Raw genomic sequence first — 6,637 nt, forward strand, 5'->3', positions numbered from 1 at the left:
CAGTGGCAGAAAAACTGGCGCATGCGACCGGTGACAGATTTGCCGGACCAATGTACGAGCTGTTCCAGCTCCAGCGACAATCATTGCGATAACGCAACAACGATAAGGTGACAGATACTAAAACAAACGGGAACTGATGGGCGAGGCCGGGAAATCGCCTCCGGTAAGCCCGCGTGATGGCGGCAGCGGTTCGTTTGTGGACAGATCCCTCGTGGGTGCGTTCCCGTTTCGCCGACGCGTTCGATGTTCGCCAAACAAGCAGGGGGTTCTGGCTGGAAGGCCACGTTGACCGAACTGGAGTAAGGATGCTCACCATGGGCACAGACTGGGAGCGAGAACTGGCTGATTTTCTCAACGAATTGATTACGATTCAGGGGCATGTGCTGACATATCTTCGGGAAAAGCGGACGTGCCTCGCCAACGCCGATGTGGAAGGACTCGCGGCGCTCGTTCCCCGCTGCGAGTATATTCAATCGCGGCTTCAACGGTGTCTGGATCGCCGCCTGGAACTGCTGAATAAAGCCCGCCAGGAGGGCTTTTCCGCTGACAGTGTACGGACGCTGGCAGAATCGGCGGGGGTGAGTAGAGCCGTGTCAAACCGGCTTGCCGAGGCTGCCCATAATATGCGTCTTTTGCAAATTCACAATCTCACAAATTGGATGCTCAATCAAAGGGCCCTCATGCATCTTTCGCAATTGATAGAGATTATCGCGACCGGTGGCCAGCGCGCGCCGACATATGAAAAGAGGGGAACACCTGTCTGCGATGGTGTACAGGGAAGTTTGCTGGATCAATCAATTTGAGAATATTGGTAAGGCTGCAAAGGCGATGTAAAACAGGAAAGACGCAATGTCCCTTTTTAGTGCCATCCGAATGGCCAGTAATACACTGCGGGCAGACCAGATCGCCCTGCAGGTGGCCGGCCAGAACATCGCCAACGCCGAAACTCCCGGTTATATTCGGGAGGAGGTGGTCCTCAAGCCAGCGCCCATCCAGAAGCTCGGGGGGCTTCCGATGGGCCTGGGCGTTGAGGTGGCAGCCGTCATTCAGAAGATTGATCACTTTCTCGAAGAGCGATTGCGGGCGTCTGTGAGCGATCGAGCGGGGGCGGAAGTCCGCGAACAAACGTTCCAACAACTGGAGGGGCTCATCGGCGAGCTGAACGACACCGATCTGAGCAGCGATCTTACGCGCTTCTTCTCCAGTATCTCGGAGATCCTTAATCAGCCGGAGAGTACCTCAGCCCGAAATCTTGCTGTCCTCCAGGGGCAGACCCTCACCCGAAATATCCAGCGTCTTTATGAACGTGTTAATCAGGTACGCTCCGACCTCAATTCGAGAGTCGACGATATTGCCGATCGCATCAACAAACTTATTGAGGATATTCGCCAACTGAATATTCGCATTGCCGAGACTGAAGGCGGCGATGTTTCCCAGAGCGACGCGGTAGGGCTCCGCGACCAGCGGCTCCAGGACCTGGAAGAGCTGGCCAGCCTGATCGATATTCGCGTTGAGGAACAGCCGAGTGGAGGTGTGGCCGTCTATTCCGGCGGGTTCTTCCTGGTGTATGAAGGCACAGCCCGGCAGGTCTCGGTGGCACGGCAGAGCGATCGCGGTCTTGCCATTTCCGAGATTCGTCTCGACGAAACGAACTCTCCTCTGGAGGTGAATTCGGGAGAGTTGCACGGGCTTCTGGTGGCACGCGACAGCATCCTCGGCGGTTTTCTTGACCAGCTCAACCAGTTCAGTGCCGCGCTCATCTCGGGCTTCAATCAGCTTTTTTCCAGCGGGCAGGGGCTCACCGGGTTCTCCTCGGTCACCTCGACGAATGCCGTGACAGACAGTGATCTGCCGCTGGATAGTGCGGGCTTGCCGTTCCCCCCTCGCAACGGCTCGTTCCAGATTCAGTTGTACAACACACAAACAGGAACGATAAAGACATACACGATTCGAGTTGATTTACTGGGACATACTCCGAAGACGACGCTTCAGGATATTGCCAGCCAGATTAACGCGATCGACGGTCTCTCGGCCACGATCGATGCTGGCGGCAAACTGACGATCCGGTCCACCTCCAGCGATCAGGTTTTCGCATTTGCCAACGACACGAGCGGTTTCCTTGCCGCGCTGGGCATCAACACGTTCTTCACCGGCAGCAACGCCGGGAATATCGGCATCAACCCCGTGGTGGCGAGTGATCCGAGCAAGTTCGCCGCAAGCCGAGGGGGTATTGGTGCGGACACCCAACTCGCGGAAGAACTCGCGGGATTCGGCGACAAACCCATGGACGATTACGGCGGGCTGAGCCTTCACGAACTTTATGATCGGATGGTTGCCGAGGTAACGCAGGGCTCGGCGATTGCCAAAGCCGAGGCCGACTCGGCAAGAACCTTCGAGAACACGCTGCGAGGCCAGAAACTGGCCATCAGTGGCGTCAATCTCGACGAGGAAGTCGTCAAATTGATTGCCTACCAGCGCCAGTTCCAGGTGTCGGCGCGGTTTATTAAAACACTCAACGATTTGCTGGAAATTCTGGTGAGTATTTAAAACTGAAAAATAACTGACCAATTCAATGGTACTGGCGCGATAGTACCGGATAACGCTTGAGGCTGCCTGTCAGGACACCACGTGTATGAGCGGAATTAGTGGTGTTCCCACCACCCGAATTACCGACCTGTTCGTCCGCCAGCGTCTCCTCCAGCAGATGCAGGCGGACCAGAGAGATATTTTCGAACTCCAGACCCAACTGAGTACAGGTCATCGATTCAGTGTCCCCAGCGCCGATCCGATCGCCTCTTTGCGGGTGATCGGACTGCAGAGGCTTCTCGAGCAGAAAAGTCAGGTCAAGTCCAATCTCGCCACAACGCAGTCGTACCTGGCGGCTTCGGACACGGCTCTCAGCCGAGTTTCCGAGATTGTGGCTGAAGCCCGGGCGAATGCCCTGGGCGTTCTCGGTACGACGGCCACCGACGATCAGAGGGAAGCGGCGGCACAGCAGATTCAGCAGGCCATTCAGCAGCTTTTGGACGCAGCCAACCAGAAATTCCGCGGACGCTATCTTTTTGCAGGAACGGCCACCGATACAAGACCGTTTACTCGGGTTGATAACAATCTTATCCTTTATCAGGGGAATGAAGGCGTTCTGCGGTCCTACGTCGATACGGATCTTTTATTCGACAATAATACCCCCGGCAGCGTGATTTTCGGCGCGGTCTCGCAGGTCGTCCAGGGCAACGCAGACCTCCGTCCACGACTGCGGTTCGATACGCCGCTTGCAGACCTGCATAATGGGGCAGGTATTGCGCTGGGGAGCATCGCCATTTCCGATGGCACCAAGACAGCGATCGTCGATCTGAGCGGTGCCCATACCATTGGAGATGTCGCTCTGCTTATCAAACATAATTCGGCGAATATACCTTTGAATGTAGAAGTGACGTCCACCGGCTTGAAAATCGAGCTGGCTTCCAGCACGGGCGACCTCACCATCCGTGATGTGGGCAACGGAACAACGGCCAAGCAACTTGGCATTTTTCGCGACATCGGGCTCGGGACCACACCAATTGTGGGAAGCGACCTTCAGCCTCGACTGACCGGCACAACACGGCTGGCCGATCTGCTGGGCACACCCGCGCGAGCTGTTTTGCGCTTTCAGGGGAGCGACAACGATTTCATCCTGGAGGCCGACCGAAACGGCGACACATTAAACGGCGTGAAAATACGCCTCGTCGACGATCCCACGGTCAGTGTGGGAAACGAATTTATCGAATATGACGATGCAAATAAAGAACTGACAATTCATATCGATGAAACCCACAGCAAAGCACAGGATGTCGTGGCGGCCATCAACGACGCCTATTCGGCCGGCGTCATTCCCTTTTATGCATCGCTGGATGTAACAGACCAGGGTGAATTTCCTGGTCAGGGCCTGGTTTTCCCGACGCCGTCAGGGCAATGGGCTGCCGTTACCGAAGGGGGCAGCGGCGAGGATTTCGATCGGGAAGCCGGCCTGCAGATCACCAACGGCGGTAAAACTTTCGTGGTTGACTTTGCGGATGCCTATACAGTCGAAGATGTCATTAATAAACTGAATAAGCCCGAGTATGGTCTGATAGCTGAGATTGGTGACAGCGGGCGGGGGATCAATATCCGGTCCCGCATCAGCGGTGCCGATTTCGCCATTGGAGAGAACGGCGGGAAAACGGCCACGCAACTGGGTGTGCGCACATTCACCGGGGCCACCCGATTGAACGAACTGAACTTCGGACGCGGAGTTCATGACTACGAGGAAGCAGGGCAAACTGCCCAGGCGATCTATAATCCGGGTGGTGCGAATAATGCTCTGATTTTACAGGCCAGGACGCCGGGGTCGGAATGGAACGGGTATAAACTTCGTTTTTTCGACACAGGCGGGCCGCCCGGCTCAGAAACGATCAGTTTTGATCCCGTGCAAAAAGAGATTGCCGTCGGCATTGTGCCCGGCAGTACGACCGCCCGGAAGATTGTCGAGTTATTCGCCGCGACACCCGGTGCGCGGGATCATTTCGATCTCCGGCTTGCCGACGACAATGGTGCGAATAACGGTTCCGGACTATTGAGTATCGGTGAGGTGGAGACAAGCGGGGGAAGTGCCGGCGGCATTGACTTCGTGATCACGCGGGCTGACGGAGTCAGGCTGGAAATCGATGTCTCCGGCGCGCAGACAATCCAGGATATTATCGATCGAATTAACAACCATCCGAATAATCCACCGCGTGCACCGGGGGAACCGCCCTTCCTGACGGCTCGTTTGGCGCAATATGGAAACGGGATCGAATTGGTGGACGAAGGTGTCGGTCCCGGCGTCCTCACCGTGGAGCGGACAAAGTTGAGCACCGCCGCCATCGATCTGGGGCTGATTCCTCCAGGAGCCGACAAAAAGACTGCCACGAACGCGGGAAGTCGCGGTCAGGCTGTTATCAGTTCGCCGGGAACCAACAACGACCTGATCATCCGCACACACGGGTCAACTTCCGCGGCCAACGGGTACCGCGTGATCGTTGAAGACTCTGGTGGCGGACCAGCAAATTTCACTTTCGATCCTGCTTCGAAGACTCTGCGGTTAAAGATTCAGCCAGGTGTGACCACGGCCAACGACCTCGTTCAGCTTTTCGAGGCCGATCCGGTCGCGCCCCAGATGTTTGAATTGGTTCTCGACGGTCAGGATGGAAACGACGGAAGCGGCGTCGTGGCCCTCACCGATCCTCAGAATCCTCCCACCATCGACGGGGGCGAGGGAGCGCGGCTCACTGGTCAGGATGTGCACCCGCTGGAAACAGACGGGATTTTCACCGCCCTCGTGCGGCTCCACAGGGCCCTCATAGAAAACGACGTGAGCGAAGCGCAGCGGGCCGTGGACTTGCTTGATGAGTCTGTTCTGCAACTCAATTTCGCCCGCGCAGAACTGGGCGCCAAGCAGCAGGGGCTTGATATCCTTTCGCAGAGGCTGGAAGACGAAAATCTTCAGCTTCAAACGGCTCTCTCTTCGGATTACGATGCCGATCTGGCGGAGGTGATTTCCTCGCTGGTGGCCAAGCAATCGGCGTATCAGGCCGCGCTTCAGGCAACCGCGCGAATTTTCCGCATGACCCTGCTTGACTATATTTAATTGAGGGCACGTTAATTGAGGGCACGCTCGCGATCCGGGTCATAGACTTCCCTGATGAAAGATAGCTTCACCTCCCGAAGTCGGAGCGTCGCCGGTCTGGCAATAGGCGGGGCTTCAGCATCGGCGAGACGGACCTGCTGGGCGATCGGGTTGCAGTATCGGCGTGCGACAGGCAAGAATCCTCCGCCATGAGAAACGCCGCGGCCCCCGGACATAGCATCTGTCAAATGAGAGCGTTCAAAGCATGGAACCACTCCAGGAGATACTGGCAAGGAAACAGGAACTCCGCCGACAGCTCCGCGCCGCGCAATCCGGCATTCCCCAAGAATGGATTGAGGCGGCGTCCCGGCTTGTGGTGAGCCAGGTGAAATCGTTCCCGCCCTATCGGGCAGGGAACTCGATCATGTGCTTCGTCAGTCTTCCGCGGGAAGTGTACACCCATGAACTGCTCCAGGAAATGCGGCACGAGGCCAAGAATGTCGTCATCCCGTGGTGCGACAGCACGGAACTGCGACTGTTTCGGTTCCGTAACTTCGACGAACTCGTGCCCGGCACACTCGGTATTCTGGAGCCTGCCGAGTGGTTTCGCACGGCGGGCGATCGTGTGGTGACACCGGAGGAACTGGACCTCGTGCTGGTCCCGGGGCTCGGATTCGATCGTCGAGGGGGACGTCTGGGTCGGGGAAAAGGGTTTTATGACCGGTTTCTCAAAAAGCTTCCACCACGCGTTCCCAAAGTAGGGCTGGCCTTTGAATGGCAACTCGTGGACGAAATTCCCATGCTTGCGCATGATGTTCGTATGGACTGGATTATCACAGAAAAGAATATTTACTCATGCCATTGATTCGGTGTAACGGCTGCCGCGACTAAACAATTTCGCGATTCTTTTAATTCCCTGTCTTTCGTGCAGCGATATTGCGGGGCTTGATGGGGCGTTTTGTGACGACGGGCATTCGGAAAAGGAAGCCAACTCACCGGGCCCCGTTTACTGTG

At 56.5% G+C, this 6,637-nt stretch carries 5 protein-coding genes; 4 read left to right on the forward strand and 1 reads right to left on the reverse strand.

What is annotated here, in order from left to right; all coding sequences use genetic code 11:
- The first annotated feature begins 314 nt into the window (after nucleotides 1-314).
- From flgN to flgL, 3 genes are all read left to right on the forward strand, one after another.
- The gene (gene flgN / locus H5U08_RS07760) at nucleotides 315-803 is read left to right on the forward strand and encodes a flagellar export chaperone FlgN (RefSeq protein ID WP_297031871.1); all 489 of its coding nucleotides are present in this window, start codon (nucleotides 315-317) and stop codon (nucleotides 801-803) included.
- A gap of 46 nt (nucleotides 804-849) precedes the next feature.
- A complete protein-coding gene (gene flgK / locus H5U08_RS07765) occupies nucleotides 850-2,547 on the forward strand; it encodes a flagellar hook-associated protein FlgK (protein ID WP_297031873.1) in 1,698 nt (565 codons plus the stop codon).
- An 85-nt stretch (nucleotides 2,548-2,632) separates the two neighbouring features.
- On the forward strand, nucleotides 2,633-5,644 hold the full coding sequence (flgL, locus tag H5U08_RS07770; RefSeq protein ID WP_297031875.1) for a flagellar hook-associated protein FlgL: 3,012 nt from the start codon (nucleotides 2,633-2,635) through the stop codon (nucleotides 5,642-5,644).
- A gap of 11 nt (nucleotides 5,645-5,655) precedes the next feature.
- Here flgL and H5U08_RS07775 read toward each other — a convergent pair whose 3' ends face one another.
- A complete protein-coding gene (locus tag H5U08_RS07775) occupies nucleotides 5,656-5,820 on the reverse strand; it encodes a hypothetical protein (RefSeq protein ID WP_297031876.1) in 165 nt (54 codons plus the stop codon).
- Nucleotides 5,821-5,888: 68 nt separating this feature from the next.
- On the opposite strand from H5U08_RS07775, the gene H5U08_RS07780 reads away from it, so the two are divergent.
- Nucleotides 5,889-6,488 carry a 5-formyltetrahydrofolate cyclo-ligase gene (locus H5U08_RS07780; RefSeq protein WP_297031877.1) on the forward strand — a complete coding sequence of 200 codons (600 nt, stop codon included), beginning with the start codon at nucleotides 5,889-5,891 and terminating at the stop codon, nucleotides 6,486-6,488.
- The last annotated feature ends 149 nt before the right edge of the window (nucleotides 6,489-6,637 follow it).

The organism is Thermogutta sp., from assembly GCF_014359955.1.
GTDB lineage: Bacteria > Planctomycetota > Planctomycetia > Pirellulales > Thermoguttaceae > Thermogutta.

What these genes read in the sequence shown, in the direction of transcription:
- flgN (WP_297031871.1), top strand. Translation starts at nt 315, where the DNA reads ATGGGCACAGACTGGGAGCGAGAACTGGCTGATTTTCTCAACGAATTG.
- flgK (WP_297031873.1), top strand. Translation starts at nt 850, where the DNA reads ATGTCCCTTTTTAGTGCCATCCGAATGGCCAGTAATACACTGCGGGCA.
- flgL (WP_297031875.1), top strand. Translation starts at nt 2,633, where the DNA reads ATGAGCGGAATTAGTGGTGTTCCCACCACCCGAATTACCGACCTGTTC.
- H5U08_RS07780 (WP_297031877.1), top strand. Translation starts at nt 5,889, where the DNA reads ATGGAACCACTCCAGGAGATACTGGCAAGGAAACAGGAACTCCGCCGA.